The organism is Desulfobacula phenolica (assembly GCF_900105645.1).
Taxonomy (GTDB): Bacteria; Desulfobacterota; Desulfobacteria; order Desulfobacterales; family Desulfobacteraceae; genus Desulfobacula; species Desulfobacula toluolica.
The window spans coordinates 425,409-448,864 of the sequence record NZ_FNLL01000003.1 but is presented as its reverse complement, the minus strand read 5'-3'; the positions used below and the strand labels follow the sequence as shown (position 1 = coordinate 448,864).

Genomic DNA, 23,456 nt, shown 5'->3' with positions numbered 1-23,456 from the left:
TTATGGAACTTGGATTACAACAAAGTTTAATCTTGACTCAGCAACTGGTCATGACGCCTCAACTTCAGCAGGCTATCAAGTTGCTCCAGCTGTCGCGCCTTGAGCTTGCCGAGATGATTCAACAGGAAATGGAACAAAATCCTGCTCTTGAAGAGGCCGGGACAGAAGAGCCATCCGACAATAATATTACAGCCCTGGAAAATGAAACCGCTTCCCCTGAAAAAGAAACCCCCTTAAAAGAAGTCACCATTGAAGAAAAGGTAAGGTCTGACACAGACTGGGAAAATTATATTAATGAATATAATTCCACAGGAAGAGTCTATACGGAATCGGAAAATACCGAAGCGCCGAATTATGAAGCGTTTACTTCTGAAAAAAAGACCCTGCAAGCCCATCTTCAGTGGCAGTTAATGCTCCATGGACTCAGTGAAGAAAAAGAAAAAATCGGTCATATGATTATTGGGAATCTGAACAGGGATGGCTATCTTTGCAGTGATATTGAAGAAATTGCCGAAATTTCCGGTGTTGAAATAGAAGTTGTTGAAGATCTGCTGTCAGTGCTTCAGACATTTGATCCGCCCGGTATTTGTGCCAGAAATCTTCGTGAGACCTTGCTGATTCAAGTTCATCAACTGGGCATTGATAATCCCATTATCACTGAAATCATAAACAATCACTTGAAAAATCTTGAAAACAGAAACAGCAAAAAAATTGCCAAAGCATTAAAAATATCCCTGGATGATGTCAGAGCAGCCGTAAAAATCATTCAATACCTTGAACCTAAACCCGGTCGAAAATTTTCCACTGATGAACCTGCCTATATCACGCCTGATATCTATGTTTATAAGCATGGTGATAATTTTAAAATTGTGATGAATGATGACGGTCTTCCCAAACTTAAAATTAACCGGTTTTATAAAAATGCCATTGCCAACGGTCATAAAATATCAAAAGATGCAAAAAATTACCTCAATGAAAAAATGCAGTCTGCATCCTGGCTGATAAAAAGCATACACCAGCGTCAAAAAACAATATACCTTGTCATGGAAAGCATTCTAAAATTTCAAAATGAATTTTTTGAAAAAGGGATTGCATATTTAAAACCACTGATTCTAAAGGACATAGCAGAAGATATTGAGATGCATGAATCAACAATCAGTCGGGTGACAACCAACAAATATGCCTATACCCCCCAGGGACTTTTTGAGTTAAAATACTTTTTTAACTCTTCAATCGAAAGAACCGGCGGAGAATCCATGGCATCTGCAAGTGTAAAAGAAAGGATAAGACTGCTGATAGAAAACGAAAACCCGGAAAGTACTTTAAGTGATGAAAAAATAGCCAACATTCTTCAAAGCTCAAATATCCAGATTGCCAGAAGAACGGTCGCTAAATACAGGAAAGTACTGAACATACTTCCTTCTAATAAACGCAAACAGCTTTAAGGAGGTTTTTTTATGCAAACAACCGTTACCTTTAAAAAAATTGACACATCTGTTGCTTTAAAATCTTATGTTCAAAAAAAACTTGATAAATTTGATAAAATGCTGGACAGCCCGGCTGAAGCATATGTTGTGTTGTCTGTTGAAAAAATCAGACATATAGCTGAAATCACACTTACTTGCGACAAATTAAAAATTCATGCCAAAGAAGATTCCGAAAGCATGTATTCCTCTATTGACGCGCTGATGGATAAAATAAAACCCCAAATTAAAAAACACAAAGAAAAAGTCAAACAGCATCTGTCAAGAAATAAGCAGAGCATTAAAAATGAATCTGCCCAATTAAATTTATCAACAGAATCATTGGACAACCCTATGACAGACCAGATGGTAGATACGATAATTATTGAAACAGTTGATACTAAACCCATGGATATTGAAGATGCGGTGATTGAATTAGATTCCGGCAAGCAATCTTTTTTTGTTTTCAACAATGCCAGGACAGAGCAGCTCAATGTTCTATACAAACACAATAACGGTAAGCTGGGGTTAATCCAGCCCATAGGATAATTCATTAAATGAGAATCAGCCAGCTTCTTAATAAAAATTCTATTATTGCAAACCTTAACTCCAGTGACAAAAAAGGGGCTATTGATGAACTTGCCTCTGCAGTTTCACAGGCAACAGATGCATCAGCCAAAGACATTGCCACTGTTCTCATGGAAAGAGAGCAGTTAGGCAGCACAGGTATTGGTGGAGGTATTGCAATTCCGCATGGAAAACTTGATTCGGTCGGATCAATTATTGTCGGTTTCGGACTCAGTCAAAAAGGGATTGAATATGAATCCCTTGACAATAAACCCGTCCATATTTTTTTCCTGTTACTGACAACACAAAACTCTACCGGAGGGCACCTTAAAGTATTGGCCCAGATTTCAAAACTTTTAAAAATGGATCATTTAAAAAAAAGACTGTTAAGCTCAAAATCCATTGATGAAATTTACAATATCATTATGGAGCAGGATGAAGACTTTTAACCTTCGGGTCACATATGATTTAAAGGTCACAAGTAACCTAAAGATCACAAGTAACCTAAAGGTCACAAGCAAGTAAAATGCAAAAGTTTTATATCATAACCGGCCTTTCCGGCTCAGGAAAAACAACGGCTATTCAAGCATTTGAAGATGCTTCGTTCTATTGTGTCGACAATATGCCCATAGAACTTTTGTCTAAATTTCTGGACCTGCCGTTAAAGGAGAGTCCGGAAATCAAGGGACTGGCGTTTGTGATGGATATGAGAAGTAAGAATTTCATATCAAATTATGCACAAGGCATTGCCTCAATTGAGGATCATTTGAGTATGACACCCCGAATCATATTTCTTGAAGCCTCTGTGAACAAGCTGTTACAAAGATTCAGCCAAACCAGGCGGCAACATCCCCTGACAAATGAAAAAAGTCTTTTGGACAATATTCAACTGGAAAAAAGAATGATGGCACCCATCAAAAAAACGGCACATCATATTATTGATACGACCCATTTGAATGTTCATCAGCTGAAATCTCAAATCCTTGACCTTATTCATGATGGGGACAAATCCATCAGTCTGACAAAAATAAATATTATTTCATTTGGATTTAAATATGGGATTCCCAATGATGCCGACCTTGTTATGGACATGAGGTTTTTGGCCAATCCCTATTTTATAAAGGAACTGAAAAATCAGGATGGAGAATCCGAAGCAGTTAAACGCTTTGTATTATCACAAAATGAAACCCGGATTTTTCTTGAAAAGTATTTAAACCTGCTTGATTATTTAATTCCTTTATACAAGATAGAAAACAAGGCATATCTCACGTTTGCCATTGGATGTACAGGCGGCAGACATAGAAGCGTGGCCATTGCAAGAAGCATTTATGAACATCTAATTAAAAAAAGATTAAAGCCCGGTCTGATCCACAGGGACATTGACAGGGACATAAAGGAAACATGACAGGTATACTTTTAGTAACCCATGCAAATTTAGGAAGTTCACTTGTTGAAACGGTTGAATTTATTTTAGGAAGCAAACAGGACAATCTGTTTTCCGTTTCCATTAATATTCTTGAAGATCCGGATAGCTTAAGAAAAAAAATAAAAAAAGGAATTTCAAAAGTAATAACAGACAATGGCGTTATTATTTTTACGGATATGTTTGGAGGAACGCCTTCAAACTTAAGTTATGCTTTCCTGGAAGAAGGACGGGTGGAAGTCATTTCCGGCGTGAATCTTCCTATTCTCTTAAAAGCGGTCAAATCAAGATCTAAGATGAATATGGAAAAATTAACCTCATCCCTTATAGAACATGGGAAGAAAAGCATATCCCTTGCCAGCGAAATTTTAAAGGGAACAAAAAGGGCATAATTTTTTTTCTTATCCCTATTTTTATATAAAACTCAGCTCAAAACACTGTAATAATAAGAGTTTTAGTTTTTGTTATAGCAGATAAATCTGCCATGTATGTTTATATAAAAGTATTCAAAAATCAAAACAGCAACTTTTATTTTTTGTTGCGGGCAAGCCAGTACAACCAAATTGTTGTAAAAAAATGGACAGGTCTGCCCGTGGCAGTTATTTTAAAGGAGAACGAAAAATGACTATCAAATTAGGAATTAACGGATTTGGCAGAATCGGCAGGATGGTCTTTCGTGCAGCGTTAAATAATCCGGATGTGGAAGTGACGGCAGTCAATGATCTTACGGACACAAAAACCACAGCCCATCTGCTTGAATATGACTCTGTTCATGGTGCCTTGAAAAATAAGGTGTCTGCAAACAAAGATTCAATTATTGTTGACAATAAAACAACCAAAGTTACGTCCTTTAAAGATCCTGGACAAATTCCATGGAAAGATACAAATGTGGATATTGTCTGCGAATGCACAGGGTTTTTCCGAGATCGTGACGGTGCCTCCAAACATTTTGAAGGGGGGGCTAAAAAAGTTATCATTTCTGCGCCTGCAAGCAATCCTGACATTACAATCGTGATGGGCGTTAACCATGACATGTATGATCCTGCATCCCATAACATCATTTCAAATGCGTCATGTACAACCAATTGCCTTGCTCCGGTTGCAAAGGTTTTGCTTGAAAACTTTGGTATTATCTCAGGCATGATGACAACCATTCATTCGTACACAGGTGATCAGCGTATTCTTGATTTTCCACATAAAGATTTAAGACGGGCAAGGGCTGCCGGCCTTTCAATGATTCCAACAACTACAGGGGCTGCAAAAGCCGTATCATTAGTTCTTCCGGAACTTGACGGCAAACTCAATGGTTTGTCTGTACGCGTACCAACCCCCAATGTTTCCATGGTGGATTTTGTTGTCATTACTGAAAAAACAGGTCTTGGAAAAGAAGAGATAAACCTGGCTTTGGAAAAAGCATCCAAAGAACATCTTAAAGGCATATTGGGGTATTGCAATATCCCCCTGGTTTCAATTGATTTTAATTCAAATCCGCTTTCATCAATTGTTGATGCAGGTTGTACGGATGTCATTAACGGCAACATGGTAAAAACTTATTCATGGTATGATAATGAGGCTGGTTACTCCAACAGAATGATTGACCTGGCCGTAATGGTGGGAAAATCCTTATAACTGATCCGGAGGCACAAAATAATGAGTAGAATCCCTTTCATAGCTGGCAACTGGAAAATGTATAAAACCGGTCCGGAAGCAGTAGAAACAGCCAGGATACTTACACAACTTTGTTCGAATGTTCAAGACATTGATATCATTATTGCACCAACCTTTCTTTCGCTGCCCCTGGTTGCAGCATCCCTTGAAGGAAGTAATATAAAAATCGGGGCACAAAATGTTTATTTTGAAAAACAAGGCGCTTTTACCGGTGAAGTCAGTGCTGATATGATAAAAGCTGCTGGTGCGGAATATGTCATCATCGGGCATTCCGAAAGACGGCAGTATTTCGGTGAAACCAATGCCTTGGTATGCAAGAAAATTAAAGCCGCCATTGAAGTCGGCCTGAAGCCGATTTTGTGTATTGGAGAATCAGAAAGTCAAAGAAATGAAGAAAAAACATTTTTGACACTTGACAAACAGGTGTCAGATGGGTTAAAAGGCTTTGGTCTTGATGAGCTAAAGGATTTAGTTGTTGCTTATGAACCTGTATGGGCTATCGGCACGGGAAAGACAGCCACAGCTGATCAGGTTAAAAAAGTTCATCAATATTTACGTTCTTTGCTTGGAAAATTATTTTCAAAGGACTTTGCTGATCAAACACGTATAGTGTATGGTGGCTCAGTCAAACCGGAGAATGTAAAAGAGTTAATGGGTATTGAGGATGTAGACGGAGCTCTTGTTGGTGGAGCAAGCCTTGATGCAAACATATTTACTAATATTATAAATTATGACATTTAATAAATTATGACAACTTTAGTAGTTACATTACATGTTAGCGTTTGCATCTTATTGATTCTGATTGTATTGCTTCAAAGCGGAAAAGGTGCGGAAATGGGAGTTTCTCTTGGTGGCGGAGCCGGCCAGACGCTTTTTGGCGCGGGAGGGCCTGCAACCATCCTGACTAAGATAACAACAGCCGTTGCCATTATCTTTATGGTAACATCCCTGACACTGGCTTATTTATCAGGCCATCAGTCAGAAACATCGGTGATGAAGAAAAATACAGTACCTGTTGAGCAGACGACCGAATAAAATATTAGGATAAAAAATGCCGAAGTGGTGGAATTGGTAGACACGCACGCTTGAGGGGCGTGTGGGGCGACCCGTGGGAGTTCAAATCTCCCCTTCGGCACCACAAAATATAAAAAGCCGCGAACAATTATTGTTCGCGGCTTTTTTTTTAAAATTTTATCTAAAATCAGTTATCAAACTTCAGGTGTTACATGTCAAAAAATTATAGAAGAAATTGTCTTAAGTGTGAATTCTTCTATGTCACATGGAATCCGCAACATCCGAATGGATGCAAGGCAATGGGCTTTAAAACCAAACAATTGCCTAGCGTTGTCGTATTTCAATCTTCTGGAAAACCATGTGCGCTTTTTAAAGAAAAAACACTAAAGAAACCCAAGTCATCTTGAATTATTTTCAACCTTGTTTATATTAGACTATTATGACTAATAAAAAAGACATTAGATCGCAAGATCCTAAAAAAATAGAAAAGGAACTGGGTGAGTTTCTAAATAAAAAATTTGGTGGAAATGTTAAAATTATTTCCCCGTCTGTTCTTACGCAGCAGGAACCGATTTCGGGAAAACCGGCTGATAACAGAAAAAAAAATCTTATCAACTTTAACATCAAACCTCAGGAACTTATTACCTATCTTGACCAGTATGTCGTAAGACAGGCAAAAGCCAAATCCGTTCTGGCAACCAAGATATGCACCCACTTTAACCGGATCAGACACTCCCAAACCTCGGGAGAAGAGATGTCAAAGATCACCGGTAATATAAAATCCAATATTTTAATGTTAGGTCCCACTGGAATTGGAAAAACATATCTGATCAAGCTGATTGCCAAAAAGATCGGGGTGCCTTTTGTAAAGGCAGATGCCACAAAATTTTCCGAAACCGGTTATGTTGGCGGGGATGTAGAAGATTTGATCCGGGACTTGGTCAAGGATGCCAATGATGACATTGCGCTTGCCGAATGCGGCATTGTTTACATTGACGAGATTGATAAAATTGCTGCCAGTCCCAATGTAATTGGGGCACAAGTATCACGGACAGGCGTTCAAAGAGCTTTGTTAAAACCCATGGAAGAAACCGATGTTGACCTGAAAGTGCCCCATGATCCGGTTTCCATGATGCAGGAATTGGAAGCCTATCAAAGAACCGGGAAAAGAAGCCGGCGACGTGTCAACACCTCAAATATTCTTTTTATTGTCAGCGGTGCATTTGGCGGGCTTTCCGATGTCATCAGAACACGATTATCAAAACAGAATATCGGATTTGGTTCAAAGCTTGTAAAATCTCAAAATGACCATGACCTGTTAAATAAAACCAAAGCTGAGGATCTGGTGAATTTTGGCTTTGAATCTGAATTCATAGGAAGAATTCCTGTTCGATGCATTCTTGAACCCCTGAGTGAAGAAGACCTGTTTTCAATTTTAAAAATGCCCAACAATCCGGTTACACTGAGTAAGCGCCTTGATTTTAATGCATATGGCATAAAAATTGTTTTTACTGATGATGCATTAAAATTTCTTGCACAAAAAGCTTCCAAGGAAAATACCGGTGCCCGGGGTCTTGTCAGTGCGGTTGAAGAGGCCTTGCTTGATTTTGAAGAAAAGCTGCCGTCGCATAACATTTGTAAATTTGCAGTCACAAAAAAAGTTCTGGAAGATCCAAAAAACCATCTTAACGACCTTATATCAAAACAAAACCAGGCAACCTGGGACAAGCTTTATGAGAAAGCTTTTCTTGATCATAAAACTTATATATCAAACTATATAAAAGACAATTGGAAAACATTTTCAGTAGGCCATGGCCTGACCCTGTCGGAAAGCCTGTGCAACATGATGGCGTTTTGCTTTTGCAATACTGTCATGGAAATTGAAGATGCCGTAAAAAAAATCAAAAAACTCCATGATTCAGTAAAAGAAATTGAGCTTGAAGTATCAAAAAGCTATAACCTGAACATTGTTTTTGAAGAAGATGCCATTGATTTCCTGATTGAGCAGTTTATCAAGCACAATGCAACCAGTGAAGAAATATTAACCAAAATCTATGACAACTACTATGACGGATTCAATCTTATTCGGGAAAAAACCGGGAAAAACAGATTTTTTTTGTCAAAAAAAGCCTTAGTTGACCATGAAACATACCTTAACGATATTATCAGGAAAGAAATAATATGATTGGAATTTCAAAGCTTTATTGCGCAACCGTAGAACCATCAGATGCATTAAGATACTCAAGACAATCCGGACAACTGCCCTCCCATCTTTTGCAGTTTTCAAAAGATAAAAAACCAGTGGTTGTCTGGAATATGACCCGGCGCTGCAATCTTAAATGTGTTCATTGCTATGCCAGATCGGAAGACATTTCCTATGATAATGAGTTGACCCATGAACAAAGTCTTGCCATGATTGATGACTTGGCTGATTTTGGTGTGCCGGTTCTTTTGTTTTCAGGCGGGGAACCTCTTGTGCATCCACGACTGGTTGAATATGCACAATATGCTGTCAGCAAAGGAATGCGAGCTGTTATTTCCACCAATGGAACTTTGATCACCAAAGAAAAAGCAAAAGCCTTAAAGGAAATCGGATTGTCCTATGTAGGGATAAGCCTTGATGGTCTGGAAGAAACCCATGACAAATTCAGAGGGGTGAAAGGATCTTACAAAAAAGCCATGGCAGCGATCAAACACTGCCAGGAAGCGGGTATAAAAGTAGGTTTAAGGTTTACCATAAATAAGAGAAATGTAAAAGATATTCCAGGTATTTTTGACCTTCTTGAACAAAAAAACATCCCCAGAGCCTGTTTTTATCACCTGGTATATTCAGGCAGAGGATCTGAAATTGCCAAAGAAGACCTCTCCCATGAGGAAACCCGCAAAGTTCTTGATCTGATAATGGACCGGACAAAAGACCTTCATGACAGAAATATGCCCAAAGAAGTTCTCACAGTAGACAATCATGCCGACGGACCCTATGTCTATCAACGACTGCTGGACGAAGATCCGACAAGAGCGGCAGAGGTGCTTGAATTGCTTGAAATGAACGAGGGCAACAACTCGGGAAGAGGCATTGGATGCATCTCCTGGGATGGAGAGGTCCACCCGGATCAATTCTGGCGTGAAAAAAGTCTGGGCAATATTAAAGACACCCCTTTTTCCAAAATATGGACCAATGTTGACAATGATTTTTTAATGAAGCTCAAAGAAAAGAAAAATCATGTTAAAGGCAGGTGTGCGGGCTGCAGGTGGCTTGACATCTGTGGCGGAAATTTCAGGGCCAGGGCTGAATCCGTTGCTGATGATCCCTGGGACAGTGATCCTGCCTGCTACCTGACAGATGAAGAAATCAAAAAAAAGGAGTCATAATGCTTTTTCCCGATTTTCGAGGACGAAGATTAAGAGCAAATAAAAATTTTCGACGCATGATAAGAGAAACAAAGCTGTCCTGCGATGATTTTATTCTTCCTTTATTTGCCATTGAAGGCAAGTCCGTAAAAAAACCCATTGATTCAATGCCGGGACATTTTCAACTGTCGTGTGACCATATTGTCACGGCAGCCAAAGAAGCATGTGACGCAGGTGTTCCTGCTATTATATTATTCGGTGTTCCGGATAAGAAAGATCCTTTAGCCACCCGGGCATATGCGTCCGACGCCATTGTTCAAAAAGCTGTTCAAGCGGTAAAAGAACAGGTTCCTGATATCACGGTGATAACTGATGTCTGTCTTTGCGCCTATACGGATCACGGGCATTGCGGGGTTGTGGAAAACGGAATTATTGATAATGATGCATCCCTTGATCTGCTGGCAAAAACCGCCCTGTCCCATGTCCAGGCCGGGGCGGACATGGTTGCGCCATCCGACATGATGGACGGCAGGGTCGGTGAAATCAGACAGACCCTTGATGAAGAGGGATTTTCTCACATTCCCGTAATGTCCTATGCAGTCAAATACAGTTCGGCATTTTACGGGCCTTTCAGGGAAGCTGCCGAATCAGCGCCACAATTTGGTGACCGCAAAACCTATCAGATGGACCCGGCCAATTCTCTTGAAGCCATAAGGGAAGCCACTATGGATGTTGAGGAAGGTGCGGACATTATCATGGTAAAACCCGCCCTGTCCTATCTTGATATTATCTATCGTTTAAAAGAAGAAATTGATCTGCCTATTGCGGCATATAATGTGAGTGGTGAGTATTCAATCATTAAAGCCGGAGAGATGATGGGCTGGGTCAATGCCAAAGACCTTATTATGGAAACTCTTTTATCCATAAAACGAGCCGGTGCGGATTTGATTTTGACCTATTCCGCAATTGAAGCGGCAAGGGAGCTGAACAAGTAATGAATCATCCACACGGACATCCGCATGCAACCGGACAACAGCAAAACACCCTTCGCCTGGTTGCATGGGAAACCACCCGACGCTGCAATCTTTCCTGCAAACACTGCAGGGCTGGAGCAGAAGATCATCCCTATGAGAATGAACTCGATACCCGGGCATCCTTTAAATTACTGGATCAAATAAAGCAGGTCGGTGATCCCATTATTATCCTTACCGGGGGAGAACCTCTTTTAAGGGATGATATTTTTGATATTGCAGCATATGGAACAAAATTAGGGCTGCGAATGGTCATGGCACCCAACGGCACCTTGATCACCAAAGAAACAGCCAAAAAGATGAAAGATTCTGGTATCAAACGAATCAGTGTCAGCCTTGACGGTTCAACTCCTGAAACCCATGATACGTTCAGAGGACTTGAAAATGCCTTTGAAAGCTCTATTCGTGGGATCAAAATCGCCAAAGAGGCTGGTATTGAATTTCAAATCAACACCACCATCACAAAAACAAATCTTGATCAAATCCCAAAGATACTGGATCTTGCTCAAAATTTGGGGGCTGTAGCCCATCACATATTTCTCCTGGTTCCAACCGGGCGAGGCAAATATATTGTTGACACTGAAATCAATGCCAAAGAATATGAGCAAACTTTAAACTGGTTTTATGATCAAAGAGAAAAAGTCAATCTTCAACTCAAGGCAACCTGTGCGCCCCACTATTACAGGATATTACGGCAGCGGTCCAAAAAAGACGGTAAAAGCGTAACCTTTGAAACCCACGGCCTTGATGCGGTCACAAGAGGATGTCTTGCCGGGACTGGATTTTGTTTTATTTCCCATGTGGGACGAGTCCAAACCTGTGGTTTTCTTGATGTGGAATGTGGTGACATTACCAAACAAACTTTCAAAGACGTCTGGGAAAATTCTCGGGTGTTTAACGAGCTGAGAAATTTTAATAATCTTGAGGGCAAGTGCGGGCTGTGTGAATTCAAGCGAGTGTGTGGCGGATGCCGGGCTAGGGCCTATGAAGCAACAGGAAGTTATCTTGCCGAAGAACCTTTGTGTTCATATCAACCTGGAAAAATCAAATAGAACCGATTCAAACCAAACTCAATTCAACCGGTTCAATCCAGCTGGTTTAATCCAACCAAGTTAATTTTAAAAAAAAGAGGCTGAAAAAATACTTTCAGCCTCTTTTTGACATATTCAATTTGCACCATATTCAATTTTCATATCATGGTATCATGGTTAAATGGAATTGAGCCTTAACATAATGGGGCTGTCATCTTCCGTATTTCCCGTAAACCTAACCGGTCCGGGACGCCTGTACCGGTCCTGGTTGGACTCTGCAGCCTGCCATTTATCTCTTAAAGTTTTAAAAACCCTGAAAGCATTGGAATTCAAATCTACCAGGCTTTTTTCAATAACAAGTTCAAGCTTTCCATTTCTTTCTTCAAGATGCATCAGTTTTGCAATTGGAATACCTATAGGCTCCCATTTATCAAACTTTTTTTCAAGATTTCTGATGGCTGCCATTTGTCCTGTAGCCCCGTTTGCAATCAGATGAAACGCAGTCATGCCAAGGTTATAGGTATAATTACAGTCAAAATGGGTAGGATCAGCCCCCCTGCCATCATATCCGTAAAAATGGGTTTGTGTCTTGAATTTGGGATCTGATTTTTTAAATATTTGAACAATAGGTTGGGGCACGGAATCATCCGGACCGATCAACTCGCTGCTAACCAAGGCCTGTTTCAAGGTTTTTAATGAAATAATAGATTCTTTGATAATAAGATATTCAGCCTTTGGATCTTTAAAAATGGCTGTTGCAAATTTATCCGGTATGATATTGGCCCATTCCATTGTTGACTTAAAATAAGAGTGTTCAATTCCAACCTTATATTTGCCCTGTTCTTTTAATATTGTTAAATATTCCTTGACCATATCCATGATAATATTTTCGGTTTTCACCTGTGAAAATTGAAAATTACCATGTGTATCGCGTTCAACCAACAGTCCTTCCTGAAAAAATGAGGGCAATTGATCAAACAGATCATCATCTCTTAAGTTCCAGATTGGAAATTTATCTTTATCTCCCATGCCCCGTGTCAGGCGTCTTAAGTATTCAAGTTTGTTGTTTAATGTTGGAAAAGATGTATGAAAATTAATGTCATGTGTATGATTATACTCGGCAATAATTTTATTCAATTTAATAATAAACACCTGAATTTCATTGATAAACTCAAGAACGCCTTCCGGTATGATCATCACACCGAAATTTTTACCGCTGGCAGCTCTTCTCACAATGGTATCACATATCACCCGTGACAAATGGCGCAAGGTCATGCCATATGCCGTATAATCCACCGTACCATTTTCCAGGGCCTTTTCAATTCGCTGCTGATCCGTATAATCCGCCAGCTCCTCACCAATCAGGATCAAGTTTGCATGGGTCTGAAAAGCACATTCCAGGGCCAAGTGACTGGCAACCCTTCCCATTACCTTGCAAATATGCCAGTATTTTATGGCTGAGCCGGCATCAGTTGTCAGATTACTGATATTTTGTGAAAAAGACATTGCCGCAGAATGAAACCCAAAGGATATGGCACACAGTATCCGACCGTCATCTGTTTTTACCTGTATATCTCCGTCAATGGTTTTGGGAACACCAATCACTTTTATCCCGGAACCAACAAACTGCTGGGCAAGAAAGGCGGCATTTGTATTGGAATCATCCCCTCCTATAACCACCAATGCATCCAGTTCAAGCTCCATGCAGGTTTTTAAAGCCAATTCCATTTTGTTTTTGGAATCAATCTTGGTTCTTCCGGTCTTGATCATGGAAAACCCGCCCATATTACGGTATGTGTCCACAAGACTTTGAGTAATCTCAATATATTTTGATTCCAGTATACCGTCAGGCCCTGAAAGGAATCCAAAAATTCTGGATTCAGGATTATATTTTTTAGCCTCATCATAAAGCCCTGCTATTACATTATGCCCGCCCGGTGCAGGCCCCCCGGAAAAAACCACACCTATATTCCGGCGCATCTCAAAAGCCCGTTTGGCACTTTCACTCTTTTCATCTCCTGGAATAAGCCGTTGAACATTATTATTTATAATATCAGGCAGCAGTTTTTCCGCTTCCTTATCAGGCTTAAATTGATATTCCTGACAATCTTCAATAATTGTATACTTTGATGAAAAAATCTTAATTTTCTTTGGAGAAAATGATCGCCTTTCAATGGTTTCCGTATTTATATCAGACGTAACACGACCTGTTTTCGGATGATTTAATAAAAATTCAAGTGATTTAAAATTCTGATTTTCCATATTGGCTCCTGTTATCCATTCAGATCAATTGACTACAACCCGGTTCCTTCCTTGTTCTTTTGCCTGGTAAACAGCCATATCCGCACGTTCAAAAATCTGATGATGACTTTTGTCCCCTTCTCTTGATTGCGATACACCAATGCTGACAGTGACGGTTACTTTATCTTTTTTATAAATAAATTCTATATTTTCAATAGTATGCCTGATTTTTTCAGCTGCTGTTTTTGCACCCTTGGCGTCAGTCTCCGGCATAATTACCAGAAACTCTTCTCCACCATATCTTGCCAGCATATCGGTTTTACGCAATAACGGAATGGTTCTGTTTATAATTTCTTTAAGGCATCTGTCACCAATGGCATGACCATAATTATCATTGATCAATTTAAACTTATCCGCATCAATCAACAACAGTGAAAAACAAGTTCCATACCGTAAAAACCTTGCCATTTCCTCTTCCACTCTTTTATCATATGCCCGCCTGTTAAACGCTCCTGTTAACTGATCCAGGTTCAGTTTCTTTTCAAGTTCTTCCGAATATCTTGTCACTTCCTCAAGCTCTTCTTGTAATTTTACAAACCCGGATTTAAAGGCATTTTTGTTTTCTTCAACAGCCTCCCTGATGAACCTGTCATCTGCCTGTTTTTTATCCAATGTGGTCTCAATATAAGCCAGTCTTTCAGCCACTTTGATTTTCAAGACATCAATGCTCGAAGCGACATCAGTTGCTTGTTTAAGCTCAATTAATTCAGAACTCAATACAGACTCAAATCCCTGGTTGGATTGAAACATGGAATCTGTCTGCTGATAGGTTGTCGCAAGTTTGGATTCAATATCAAGGATTTTACCCACAATCTCCCGGATAAAGGCATTAACTTTTCCACGATCCTGATTTGTATCGGAAATATAAACAAAAACCAGGCTGAATACTCTTTCACGAATTTCACTGATATCATTTGTATCACTTGCCGCATTTATTCTCTTTGTAATATTATCAAGCTTACCTGCATATTTTTGATCCAGAGTGGACCGAAGAGTATTGACCACTTCATGATAGCTTTGTTTATATTCATCAACAAATGAGTCTGAACCACCTTTTATTAACGAGGCAAACAGGCCTTTTTTTTTACGGACAAAGACAGCAGGAGTAATATCCTCTTTGAGTATAGCACTTTTTAATTGTTGAAAAAGATATTCGATCTTGCCTTGGGAATCACCTTTTTTAAGTGCCGTGCTTAAATCTTTGCAGACCTTTGAAAACAAATTATCGCCTGTGGCAACAGAGTCAATAATCAATGGAAAATATTTACGATACAATTGATTTGTTCTTTCAGATTGCTCTTCAACCGTATCAAGTTCCTTTAATAATGTGTCTTTCTGGGATTTAAGTTTTTCCACTTGATTCTGTAATATGATTATTTTTTCTTCTTGAGCAGAATCCATCGGTATTATATCCTTTTCAAAATTAAAAACTGCTTATGAGCAAGTATAGTATCTCGTCCGGTTTTGCCCACAACAAATAATAAAAATCTCTGTATAAATTTTTTAAGACTTTCTTATAAAAAAAACAATATAAATACTGTAGTTTTAACCACAGACTGATGGAAAGTAAAGTCTCATGAATGTTTTTTTGCCTGAATACGACGGTTCATCTTCACACTCAAATACCCGTCAATCATCAAATGAACAATGTGATGACTGACACACACCAGCAAGGCAATTCCAAATTCATTAAAATAGGTCACCTGGATCATTACCGATAAGGCTAAGGTCTTTTGTGATCCCATAAAAATAATACTTTCACAACGGCCTTTTTCAACCCGGAAAATCTTTACAAGCAAAAAAGATACTCCCAAAAGCATCAAGTGAAAAACACTTACCACAATCAATATAGAAAAAAAAGCCGGCCCTTTGCCTAAAAGTACCTGCTTTGCCCCTGCAAGGGAAATAAAAACAATACCGATAATCATCCACTGGTTTATAACCTGCAGCTTGAATTTATCCAATGTTTCAGAGTTAAACACCTTGGCCCTTGCCACTATTCCTATCATCAGAGGGAAAAGAACCAGCAGGATCAATTTGCTTATAATTGCTCCCTGATCAATCACCAGTTCCTTTTCCTGGTGAAGAAATGATAAAAGAACAGAAAGGATAATGGGAATGGAAAAAATACCGATAAAATTAGATAGAATCGTAACAAAAAGGGCGTGGGCCATGTTGCCTCCTGCAGCACCTGTCATTACAATCCCGGAAGACAAGGTTGTGGGCATTACCGCTACAATGAAAAGCCCGACGGCCACACCGGTATCAATGGGGAAAAGGCAAAGCAACCCGGCAGCCATGGGGGCAATAAGGATGATGACCGTCAAAGCCAAAACTGTAGATTTGATATCTTTAATTCCAGCTTTTATCTGATCACTTTCTATCAAAAGACCTGAAATGATAAAAATTAAAAATATCATGCCTTCAGGGCAGTTATTGTCCTTTAAAAATATCCCTATTTTTACCAGGCTGTCTGATTGATCAAAAATAACGGTAACAAAAACAAGAACCAGACTGAATAAAAACCATTGTTTTTTAATTGTCTGCATCATAAAAAATTTTCTTTTCTGTAACTCAACTTTTGGCCTAAGCCAACCTAAATGTATCAACTCCAAAAGTTGAACGGTTAAAATAGATAGGGATACCTATGATAAATTTGGATTTGAGTCAATATTTGCTTTAAGTTTTCTCAGGGACAATCCTTGATTCTGATTCAATAAAAATGGTAAAGAGCATACAAACAAAATCAAATTTAAGGAGCAACAAAATTGGTGGAGAATAAAAAAGAGGGAAAAGGTTTTTTTTCAAAACTGAAAACCGGACTGGCAAAGACAAGGAAGGTTCTGACCACTGACATAAATGAATTATTTGGTCCTGGCAAGGCCATTGATGAAGTGCTGTTTGAAGAATTAGAAGAGCTGTTGATCACATCTGATCTTGGGATTGATATTACCATGGAGATGATGGAAAGAATAAAGAAAAAGTCCAAAAAACTTTCCTCTGCTGAAGAACTCAAACAGGTTTTAAAAGAAGAATTGATTGACCTGTTCCCAAATACTTCAACAGATACTTCAACAGACACGTCAGATGCAGCAAAAGAAAAACCAGTCACAAAACCCCATGTCATAATGGTTGTAGGCGTTAATGGAACCGGCAAAACAACGACCTTGGGAAAGCTTGCAATGAAGTTCACATCCCAGGGAAAAAAAGTCCTCATTGCAGCAGCAGACACCTTCAGGGCCGCTGCAATAGAACAAGTGGAAATCTGGGCAGACCGGTCCAATTCCTCCATTGTCAGACATAAGGCAGGAGCTGATCCGGCAGCCGTTGCCTATGATGCGGTTGAAGCATCCATTGCCAGGGATATTGATATTGTTTTAATTGATACGGCCGGCAGACTTCATACACAAAAGAACCTGATGGAAGAACTTAAAAAGATAAAGCGCTCCGTTAATAAAAAAATGCCGGGGGCTCCCCATGAGGTATTGATGGTTCTTGATGCGACCACCGGTCAAAATGCCATTTCCCAGGCAACCTTGTTCAACCAGGCTGTTGAACTCACCCAGATTGCCCTGACAAAACTTGACGGCACTGCCAAAGGCGGTATTGTCGCGGCTATTTCAAGCACCATGAAACTGCCGATAACCTATATTGGTGTGGGAGAGCAGATAGAAGATCTTCAGGAATTTGATGCAAGTCGCTTTGTTACTGCGTTATTTGATTAAAATCTTTTATACCGCTTTGGCAACCCCAAATCTTTTTAAAAACTGACACAGGCATACCTGGTATTTCTCCTTGGTTTGACCACAATAAAAATTGAAAGCAAATACTGGATTTACAAAGGTTTTCATATAATATCTTGACAAAAAACCCAGTATTTCAGACAGTAAGAGTGGGCAAGGTGGCTTCACAGCATAACAAATGAAGCATACGGCATATTGACTGGTAATGGATCAAAGACTCCACCGATTAAGAAAGTATGCCACAGACTTAACCAACGGGGTTATAGGTGAAAAAATGAAACTGACACGCAATGAAATCAAACAGCTGTTACGAGGATGGAACCATGCCTGGGCAAGACATGACCTTGATCTGGTCATGACATTTTTTCATGATGACATTTTTTTTGAAAACTGGACAGGTGCCTGTATAAAAGGCGTCAAAGCACTCAGGAAAGCCTGGGAACCATGGTTTATCAACCATGGTAACTTCAGGTTTCTTGAACAGGAAACATTCATTGACGAGCAGCACCAGAAAGTTCTCTATCGATGGGTTCTTGAATGGCCCTCAACCGAACCTGGGTTTGAAGACAAGCCGGAAATAAGGAAAGGGGTTGATGTGATTCATTTTCAGGACGGAAAAATCATCAATAAGCTGACATATACAAAAACAACCATTGAAATTGATGATAAAAGACTGCCCCTGCATTTATAAGCAGTCTTTGAGCAAGGCAACAAAACCGTTCTCATCCAGTATTGCAACGCCCAATTTTTGAGCTTTTTCAAGCTTGCTGCCTGCTTTTTCACCTGCAATTAAAAAATCGGTTTTTGAACTGATACTTGATGTAACGCCTGCGCCCAGTTTTTCAAGCTGTTTTTTGGCCTCACTGCGTGTCATGGTCTGTAATGTGCCGGTCAGTACAATTCGTTTATTGTTAAACGGGTTATCCTTTAATCCCGACTGTGAGGATTGATCATTGGTGATCATGACACCTAAACGTAAAATCTGTTCGAGAATAGCCCTGTTTTCCAGGTTTGAAAAAAATTTATGCACGGCAAGAGCTGTTTCAGGACCGATTCCGTGTATGCGTTCCAAGTCTCTTTCAGACGCTGCCATGATATCATCAAGGGTGGAAAATTGTTCTGAAATCAGTTTTGCTGCATTTTCTCCTGTATGATCAATTCCCAGGGCATAAACAAACCGTCTTAAAGAGATCTTTTTTGATTTTTCTATTGATACAACCAGATTGGTTGCCGATTTTTCAGCCATCCTATCAAGATCTGCAAGTTTTTCCGCTTTAAGCAAAAAAACATCTGCAAAAGATCTGATCATATCTTGATCCACCAATTGGTCAACACTCTTTTTTCCAAACCCTTCGATATCAAAGGCCTTTTTGGAAACAAAATGTTTGATCCTCTCTTTTAACTGGGCCTGGCAGGATGCATTGACACACTTGTTAATACAGGATTTATCCAGTTTAAATTTTTCAATTTTACTGTGGCAGACCGGGCAGTGATCCGGCATTTCAAAGGGAACTTCATCTCCTGTTCTTTCAGATTCAATGACTTTTACCACCTTGGGAATGACGTCCCCTGCCCTCATCACAAGAGCTTTATCTCCAATCCTGATATCTTTTCTTTTTATTTCATCTTCATTGTGCAAGGTTGCCCTTGAGACCATTGCTCCGCCTATATTGACACTTTCCAATATTGCGACAGGAGTCAGGGTCCCGGTTCTGCCGACCTGAACAATAATGTCCTTTATGGTAGTGGTTTTTTGCATGGCAGGAAATTTATAGGCAATGGCCCATCTCGGGCTTTTAATTTTTTCGCCCAATTGCCGTTGTGATAAGATATCATCCACCTTGATCACCATACCGTCAATTTCATAGGCAAGACCGTCTCTCAAGGCTTCCAGTTTTTTATAAAATTTTAACACCCCGTCCAGGGTGATCCCGGTTTTAATATGAGGGTTGACCGGAAACCCAAAGCCTTTGAGTACCTCCAGCATTTGAGACTGGCGTTGAAACGACAGCCCCTGCACAAGGCCTGTTCCGTACACGAAAATATCCAGAGGCCTTTGGGCGGTTATTTTTGAATCCAATTGCCGCAAAGCCCCTGCTGCTGCATTTCTCGGGTTGGCAAAAATCTGTTCTTGATTTTCCAGACGAAGTTTATTTAATCGCTCAAAATCAGACTTTCTGATGATCACCTCACCCCTGACTTCAAGCAGGGAGGGCAGTTCGCTGTTTTCCCCATGCAATTTTAACGGAACAGACCTGATGGTCCTGACGTTTTGTGTGATCACTTCACCAATGATACCATCGCCCCGGGTGGTGGCCTGAACCAGTATCCCGTTTTCATATGTCAATTCCACGGCAACGCCATCCAACTTGGGCTCGGCAATGTAGAAAATGTCTTCCCTGTTTAGATTTTTGACAATTCTGTTGTGAAACTCCGCAACATCCTGATTATTGAATGCATTGTCCAGACTCAACATGGGAATGGAATGGGGGGCCTGTTCAAATGAAGCCAGAGGCGGCGCCCCTATCCTTTTGGTCGGTGAATCCGGAACAGACAACTCAGGAAATTCATCTTCAATTTCAATGAGCCGTTTGAGCATCATATCATATTCAAAATCTGAAATAATCGGATTATTCAGGACATGATACCGATGGCTGTGATCGGTTAATTGTTTTTGCAGTTGTCGGGCTTCTTTTTTTATGGCTTCATTCATTTTCACACAAGGCCTTTGCAAAGGTCATAACGGATTTACAGGCGTTCTGCCTTGCCCGTTTAAATTGTTTTTTCCTGAATCCTGGGTCCCAGTCTTTTGACGCAACACTGTCTGACACAATAAGGAGTCCGGCAATGCCGACCTTTCGATACTCTGCAACAGAAAACAGGGCGGAACATTCCATTTCAACAGCCCTTGCCCCCAGTTGTCTGAAATACGCCACTTTGTTGTGCGTTTCCCTGTAAATGGCATCCGTGGTCCATATGGTTGCCCTTTTAAAATCAATCCCTTCAGCAGTCAGTTGATCTGCCAATTGATCAGTCAAAGCCACATCAGGAATTGAATGAGGCATATTTTTATCCAGAACCTTGTAATTGGCAGAGGTTCCCTCATCCACAATGGCCATAGAAGGCAGGATGATATCTCCCACGTCAAACTGATCTGTCACAGCCCCGCACCATCCAACGACAACAATCTTATCCGCACCTTTGGCAATTAAGGATTCCAGCAGCATTGCAGCATAAGGCGCACCAATAAAAGGCCCGGTAATGCAAGCACCCTTATGAGATCCGTTAAGGGTCATAAGGGTACTTGTAAAAAAAGGAACCGCCTTTGCAATTGCAACATTTGATTTAATGAAACGAAGATCCGGCTCACAACTGATCATCACCGCTACAGAACCTATATCATGAGATCTGTATGACCCCAGAGGCGGAACTATGGATTCATTATTCAGGTCCGACCAGGTCGGATAATTCATCCTTTACCTCATCAATAATATCATACACCCACATAATGTCTTCAATGGAAAGCCGACCCGCCTTTGAAGGTGCCCTGTCAGATCCGTCTTTTTTTTTCAGAATTCTGGGGCCCAGCTGGACTTTTGGTTCTCCTTCTCCATACTGATGGATCGAAATGAGAAGTCCTGTTTCTTCATTTTTCCACTCTTTTAATTTTTTATCCTTTTCAGGATCATATCCTGCCATAACTCTTTCCTCCACTGCTTTCAAGTTTCAAATCACTGCTTTAAGATATTAAATCGTTGCTGTTAATATTAAATCACTGCTGTTAATATTAAATCATGGAAAAATCCGCAATATTTTCAAACAAGCCGGACACTGATGACAATAATGCGATCCTGTTCTGTCTTAATTTTGTATCTTCTGCCATGACCATTACATCATCAAAAAAAGAATCCACCTTGGGTCTCAAAGTGGCAATATGCGAGAGTGCTGTATCATAATTTCCCTCTTGAATCAAATCATTGACAAGCTGACTCACTTCATTTGTGGCACTGAACAACGCACTTTCCGAAGGATCTTCAAAAAGATTCTGATCCACGGACACATCCTCTGTTCCTGCAGTTTTTTTAAGAATATTTCCAACCCTTTTAAAGGTAATGGAAAGAGGTTCAAAGTCCGGCTCTTTTCTCAAAGAATCCAGTGCCCTGACCCTTAAAACAACATCAGGTATATTGTCAAAAGATGCCCAGAGTGCAGAATTCACAGCTTCTTTTGAAAAGCCCATATCAGTTAAAATATTGATCATTCTGTTTTTGAAAAAATCTTTGATTTTCAAAGCAGTCTCTTCTCTTTTAGCGGCATCATCCATATACGCTTCCAGCCCTTTATCAATCATGGCTGTCAAAGAGACGTCCAGATTTTCTTCCAGCATAATCTGGATGATACCAATTCCCTGGCGCCTCAATGCATAAGGGTCAGCTCCGCCGGTGGGGATAAGGTCCACTGAAAAACACCCGCAAATGGTATCGAGTTTATCTGCAATTGCCAAAAGACAGGCTGTCGGGTTTTCAGGCAGTTTTCCGCCGGAATAGACCGGTCTGTAGTGCTGTTCAATGGCAAGGGCAACATCTTGTTGTTCACCGGCTTTTTGTGCATAAGCCCTGCCGATAATTCCCTGGAGTTTTGTAAATTCAATCACCACCTGACTGACAAGGTCTGCCTTGCAGATCTGTGCCGCCCTTGCGACATTCTGCTTGAGCGTCTCTTTATCCTCATAAGATGAAACCATGGCAAGATATTCAACCAGAGTTCCGATCCGCAGCGTTTTTTCATACACTGTTCCCAGTTTTTCCTGAAAGGTTACGTTTTTAAGCTTTTGGGCAAATTCATCCAATGAAGACTTGCAATCCACTTCATAGAAAAATTTTGCATCGGACAGCCTTGCCCGCAATACTTTTTCATGACCTCTTGCCACAAGCTGCATATCGTTTGCTTTAGTATTGTTAACCGCAATAAACAAAGGTTTCAAATTGCCTTTTCCATCCACAAGAGCAAAATATTTCTGGTGTTCTCTCATGGCAGTAATCAATACCTCATCAGGTACTTCAAGAAATTGTTCATCAAAGCCACCAACAACAGGGAATGGATATTCCACAAGGTTTGTAACAATATCAATCAATTCATCATCCTCAAGGATGTGGGAGTGATGCTCTTTTGCACAGGCTTCAATGGCATTTGTCAGCAGCTCTTTTCTCTTCTCAATATCAGGAACCACACCTGCTTTTTCAGCAACTGCTATATAATCATCTGCTGATTCAATTTTATGTTTACCCGGACACATGAATGGATGCCCGAAGATTCGAGGAGAGGATTTTATATTTCCCACTTTAAAATCAAGAATCTTATCCCCCAAAAGTCCGACCAGTGAAATTATGGGCCGGGCAAAACTGACGGAAAGGTCTCCCCATTTCATGCGTTTTGGAAAAGGAATGGATAAAATTTCATATTCAAGTATAGATTCCAGGATAGAGACCGAAGATTCGCATTTTTCTTCTATAACTGCGGTCAGGTATCTTCCTTTTGGGGTTTCTTCCACTTTGATTTGATCCACTGCCACCCTGGCTTTGGATGCAAATTTTTCAGCAGCAAGAGTTGGATTGCCGTTTTCATCAAATCCGACTCTTTCGGGGGGACCTGTAATGGTTGATGTGCGTGCAGTCTGCATATCTGCCAGATCTTCAATTATTAATGCAAGACGCCTTGGGGTTCCCAGGGTATGGGCAATACCATGATCAATTCTTGATTTATCCAAAGCTGAAAGGATGTTTTCCTTAAAGGCATCCAATGCAGGGATAATATAACCGGCCGGGATCTCTTCACTGCCAATTTCAATTAAAAGTGTATTCATT

At 40.2% G+C, this 23,456-nt stretch carries 21 protein-coding genes and 1 tRNA gene; 15 read left to right on the top strand and 7 right to left on the bottom strand.

The window, feature by feature from the left end:
* The first annotated feature begins 2 nt into the window (after positions 1 to 2).
* From rpoN to ahbD, 13 genes are all read left to right on the top strand, one after another.
* Positions 3 to 1,445 carry an RNA polymerase factor sigma-54 gene (gene rpoN, locus BLT94_RS06980; RefSeq protein WP_092231999.1) on the top strand — a complete coding sequence of 481 codons (1,443 nt, stop codon included), beginning with the start codon at positions 3 to 5 and terminating at the stop codon, positions 1,443 to 1,445.
* A 12-nt stretch (positions 1,446 to 1,457) separates the two neighbouring features.
* Entirely contained in the window at positions 1,458 to 2,012 is a 555-nt protein-coding gene (gene hpf, locus BLT94_RS06975) for a ribosome hibernation-promoting factor, HPF/YfiA family (protein ID WP_092231996.1), read from the top strand.
* 8 nt (positions 2,013 to 2,020) lie between these two features.
* Positions 2,021 to 2,479 (top strand): PTS sugar transporter subunit IIA, encoded by a 459-nt coding sequence (locus BLT94_RS06970; protein WP_092231993.1) that lies wholly within the window; start codon positions 2,021 to 2,023, stop codon positions 2,477 to 2,479.
* Positions 2,480 to 2,556: 77 nt separating this feature from the next.
* Positions 2,557 to 3,435, top strand: a complete 879-nt coding sequence (gene rapZ, locus BLT94_RS06965) for an RNase adapter RapZ (RefSeq protein WP_092231990.1) — start codon at positions 2,557 to 2,559, stop codon at positions 3,433 to 3,435.
* Positions 3,432 to 3,845 carry a PTS sugar transporter subunit IIA gene (locus BLT94_RS06960; RefSeq protein ID WP_092231987.1) on the top strand — a complete coding sequence of 138 codons (414 nt, stop codon included), beginning with the start codon at positions 3,432 to 3,434 and terminating at the stop codon, positions 3,843 to 3,845. The genes rapZ and BLT94_RS06960 overlap by 4 nt, the downstream gene beginning before the upstream one ends.
* Positions 3,846 to 4,074: 229 nt before the next feature.
* A complete protein-coding gene (gene gap, locus BLT94_RS06955) occupies positions 4,075 to 5,082 on the top strand; it encodes a type I glyceraldehyde-3-phosphate dehydrogenase (protein ID WP_092231983.1) in 1,008 nt (335 codons plus the stop codon).
* Between the two features lie 21 nt (positions 5,083 to 5,103).
* Positions 5,104 to 5,862 carry a triose-phosphate isomerase gene (gene tpiA / locus BLT94_RS06950; protein ID WP_092231980.1) on the top strand — a complete coding sequence of 253 codons (759 nt, stop codon included), beginning with the start codon at positions 5,104 to 5,106 and terminating at the stop codon, positions 5,860 to 5,862.
* Positions 5,863 to 5,868: 6 nt separating this feature from the next.
* Entirely contained in the window at positions 5,869 to 6,156 is a 288-nt protein-coding gene (gene secG, locus BLT94_RS06945) for a preprotein translocase subunit SecG (protein WP_092231977.1), read from the top strand.
* An 18-nt stretch (positions 6,157 to 6,174) separates the two neighbouring features.
* Positions 6,175 to 6,259, top strand: a tRNA-Leu gene (locus tag BLT94_RS06940).
* Between the two features lie 315 nt (positions 6,260 to 6,574).
* Positions 6,575 to 8,320: an AAA family ATPase gene (locus BLT94_RS06930; protein WP_092231975.1), complete on the top strand. Its 1,746-nt coding sequence runs from the start codon at positions 6,575 to 6,577 to the stop codon at positions 8,318 to 8,320.
* Entirely contained in the window at positions 8,317 to 9,507 is a 1,191-nt protein-coding gene (ahbC, locus tag BLT94_RS06925) for a 12,18-didecarboxysiroheme deacetylase (RefSeq protein ID WP_014957683.1), read from the top strand. Before BLT94_RS06930 ends, ahbC begins: the two co-directional genes overlap by 4 nt.
* Positions 9,507 to 10,481 (top strand): porphobilinogen synthase, encoded by a 975-nt coding sequence (hemB, locus tag BLT94_RS06920; protein WP_014957684.1) that lies wholly within the window; start codon positions 9,507 to 9,509, stop codon positions 10,479 to 10,481. Before ahbC ends, hemB begins: the two co-directional genes overlap by 1 nt.
* Positions 10,481 to 11,569 (top strand): heme b synthase, encoded by a 1,089-nt coding sequence (gene ahbD / locus BLT94_RS06915; protein WP_092231972.1) that lies wholly within the window; start codon positions 10,481 to 10,483, stop codon positions 11,567 to 11,569. The genes hemB and ahbD overlap by 1 nt, the downstream gene beginning before the upstream one ends.
* Positions 11,570 to 11,725: 156 nt before the next feature.
* Here ahbD and BLT94_RS06910 read toward each other — a convergent pair whose 3' ends face one another.
* The 3 genes from BLT94_RS06910 to BLT94_RS06900 all read right to left on the bottom strand — a co-directional run bounded on the left by BLT94_RS06910 (position 11,726) and on the right by BLT94_RS06900 (position 16,401).
* A complete protein-coding gene (locus BLT94_RS06910; protein WP_092231968.1) occupies positions 11,726 to 13,810 on the bottom strand; it encodes a 6-phosphofructokinase in 2,085 nt (694 codons plus the stop codon).
* Between the two features lie 24 nt (positions 13,811 to 13,834).
* Positions 13,835 to 15,250, bottom strand: a complete 1,416-nt coding sequence (locus BLT94_RS06905) for a GGDEF domain-containing protein (protein WP_092231965.1) — start codon at positions 15,248 to 15,250, stop codon at positions 13,835 to 13,837.
* A gap of 173 nt (positions 15,251 to 15,423) precedes the next feature.
* Positions 15,424 to 16,401 carry a bile acid:sodium symporter gene (locus tag BLT94_RS06900; protein ID WP_245743000.1) on the bottom strand — a complete coding sequence of 326 codons (978 nt, stop codon included), beginning with the start codon at positions 16,399 to 16,401 and terminating at the stop codon, positions 15,424 to 15,426.
* 219 nt (positions 16,402 to 16,620) lie between these two features.
* Between BLT94_RS06900 and ftsY the strand changes: the two genes are divergently transcribed.
* Together ftsY and BLT94_RS06890 are read left to right on the top strand one after the other, a co-directional pair.
* Positions 16,621 to 17,574 carry a signal recognition particle-docking protein FtsY gene (gene ftsY, locus BLT94_RS06895; RefSeq protein WP_245743012.1) on the top strand — a complete coding sequence of 318 codons (954 nt, stop codon included), beginning with the start codon at positions 16,621 to 16,623 and terminating at the stop codon, positions 17,572 to 17,574.
* 292 nt (positions 17,575 to 17,866) lie between these two features.
* Positions 17,867 to 18,283, top strand: a complete 417-nt coding sequence (locus tag BLT94_RS06890) for a YybH family protein (RefSeq protein WP_175530296.1) — start codon at positions 17,867 to 17,869, stop codon at positions 18,281 to 18,283.
* On the opposite strand, the gene ligA is transcribed toward BLT94_RS06890, so the two are convergent.
* The 4 genes from ligA to glyS all read right to left on the bottom strand — a co-directional run bounded on the left by ligA (position 18,278) and on the right by glyS (position 23,455).
* Complete coding sequence (gene ligA, locus BLT94_RS06885; RefSeq protein WP_092231956.1) at positions 18,278 to 20,305, bottom strand: NAD-dependent DNA ligase LigA; 2,028 nt, start codon at positions 20,303 to 20,305, stop codon at positions 18,278 to 18,280. The genes BLT94_RS06890 and ligA overlap by 6 nt on opposite strands.
* Positions 20,298 to 21,065 (bottom strand): nucleoside phosphorylase, encoded by a 768-nt coding sequence (locus tag BLT94_RS06880; protein ID WP_092231953.1) that lies wholly within the window; start codon positions 21,063 to 21,065, stop codon positions 20,298 to 20,300. The genes ligA and BLT94_RS06880 overlap by 8 nt, the downstream gene beginning before the upstream one ends.
* Positions 21,034 to 21,291 (bottom strand): hypothetical protein, encoded by a 258-nt coding sequence (locus tag BLT94_RS06875; RefSeq protein WP_014957693.1) that lies wholly within the window; start codon positions 21,289 to 21,291, stop codon positions 21,034 to 21,036. Before BLT94_RS06875 ends, BLT94_RS06880 begins: the two co-directional genes overlap by 32 nt.
* A gap of 88 nt (positions 21,292 to 21,379) precedes the next feature.
* Entirely contained in the window at positions 21,380 to 23,455 is a 2,076-nt protein-coding gene (gene glyS / locus BLT94_RS06870) for a glycine--tRNA ligase subunit beta (protein WP_092231950.1), read from the bottom strand.
* Position 23,456 lies beyond the last annotated feature (1 nt).

Bases quoted from the DNA above. Each gene is read 5' to 3' on its own strand.
- hemB (WP_014957684.1), top strand. From the start codon at position 9,507: ATGCTTTTTCCCGATTTTCGAGGACGAAGATTAAGAGCAAATAAAAAT.
- gap (WP_092231983.1), top strand. From the start codon at position 4,075: ATGACTATCAAATTAGGAATTAACGGATTTGGCAGAATCGGCAGGATG.
- tpiA (WP_092231980.1), top strand. From the start codon at position 5,104: ATGAGTAGAATCCCTTTCATAGCTGGCAACTGGAAAATGTATAAAACC.
- ahbC (WP_014957683.1), top strand. From the start codon at position 8,317: ATGATTGGAATTTCAAAGCTTTATTGCGCAACCGTAGAACCATCAGAT.
- BLT94_RS06905 (WP_092231965.1), bottom strand. From the start codon at position 15,250: ATGGATTCTGCTCAAGAAGAAAAAATAATCATATTACAGAATCAAGTG.
- rpoN (WP_092231999.1), top strand. From the start codon at position 3: ATGGAACTTGGATTACAACAAAGTTTAATCTTGACTCAGCAACTGGTC.
- rapZ (WP_092231990.1), top strand. From the start codon at position 2,557: ATGCAAAAGTTTTATATCATAACCGGCCTTTCCGGCTCAGGAAAAACA.
- BLT94_RS06960 (WP_092231987.1), top strand. From the start codon at position 3,432: ATGACAGGTATACTTTTAGTAACCCATGCAAATTTAGGAAGTTCACTT.
- ahbD (WP_092231972.1), top strand. From the start codon at position 10,481: ATGAATCATCCACACGGACATCCGCATGCAACCGGACAACAGCAAAAC.
- secG (WP_092231977.1), top strand. From the start codon at position 5,869: ATGACAACTTTAGTAGTTACATTACATGTTAGCGTTTGCATCTTATTG.
- BLT94_RS06880 (WP_092231953.1), bottom strand. From the start codon at position 21,065: ATGAATTATCCGACCTGGTCGGACCTGAATAATGAATCCATAGTTCCG.
- hpf (WP_092231996.1), top strand. From the start codon at position 1,458: ATGCAAACAACCGTTACCTTTAAAAAAATTGACACATCTGTTGCTTTA.
- ligA (WP_092231956.1), bottom strand. From the start codon at position 20,305: ATGAATGAAGCCATAAAAAAAGAAGCCCGACAACTGCAAAAACAATTA.
- BLT94_RS06930 (WP_092231975.1), top strand. From the start codon at position 6,575: ATGACTAATAAAAAAGACATTAGATCGCAAGATCCTAAAAAAATAGAA.
- BLT94_RS06910 (WP_092231968.1), bottom strand. From the start codon at position 13,810: ATGGAAAATCAGAATTTTAAATCACTTGAATTTTTATTAAATCATCCG.
- glyS (WP_092231950.1), bottom strand. From the start codon at position 23,455: ATGAATACACTTTTAATTGAAATTGGCAGTGAAGAGATCCCGGCCGGT.
- BLT94_RS06970 (WP_092231993.1), top strand. From the start codon at position 2,021: ATGAGAATCAGCCAGCTTCTTAATAAAAATTCTATTATTGCAAACCTT.
- BLT94_RS06900 (WP_245743000.1), bottom strand. From the start codon at position 16,401: ATGATGCAGACAATTAAAAAACAATGGTTTTTATTCAGTCTGGTTCTT.
- BLT94_RS06890 (WP_175530296.1), top strand. From the start codon at position 17,867: ATGAAACTGACACGCAATGAAATCAAACAGCTGTTACGAGGATGGAAC.
- BLT94_RS06875 (WP_014957693.1), bottom strand. From the start codon at position 21,291: ATGGCAGGATATGATCCTGAAAAGGATAAAAAATTAAAAGAGTGGAAA.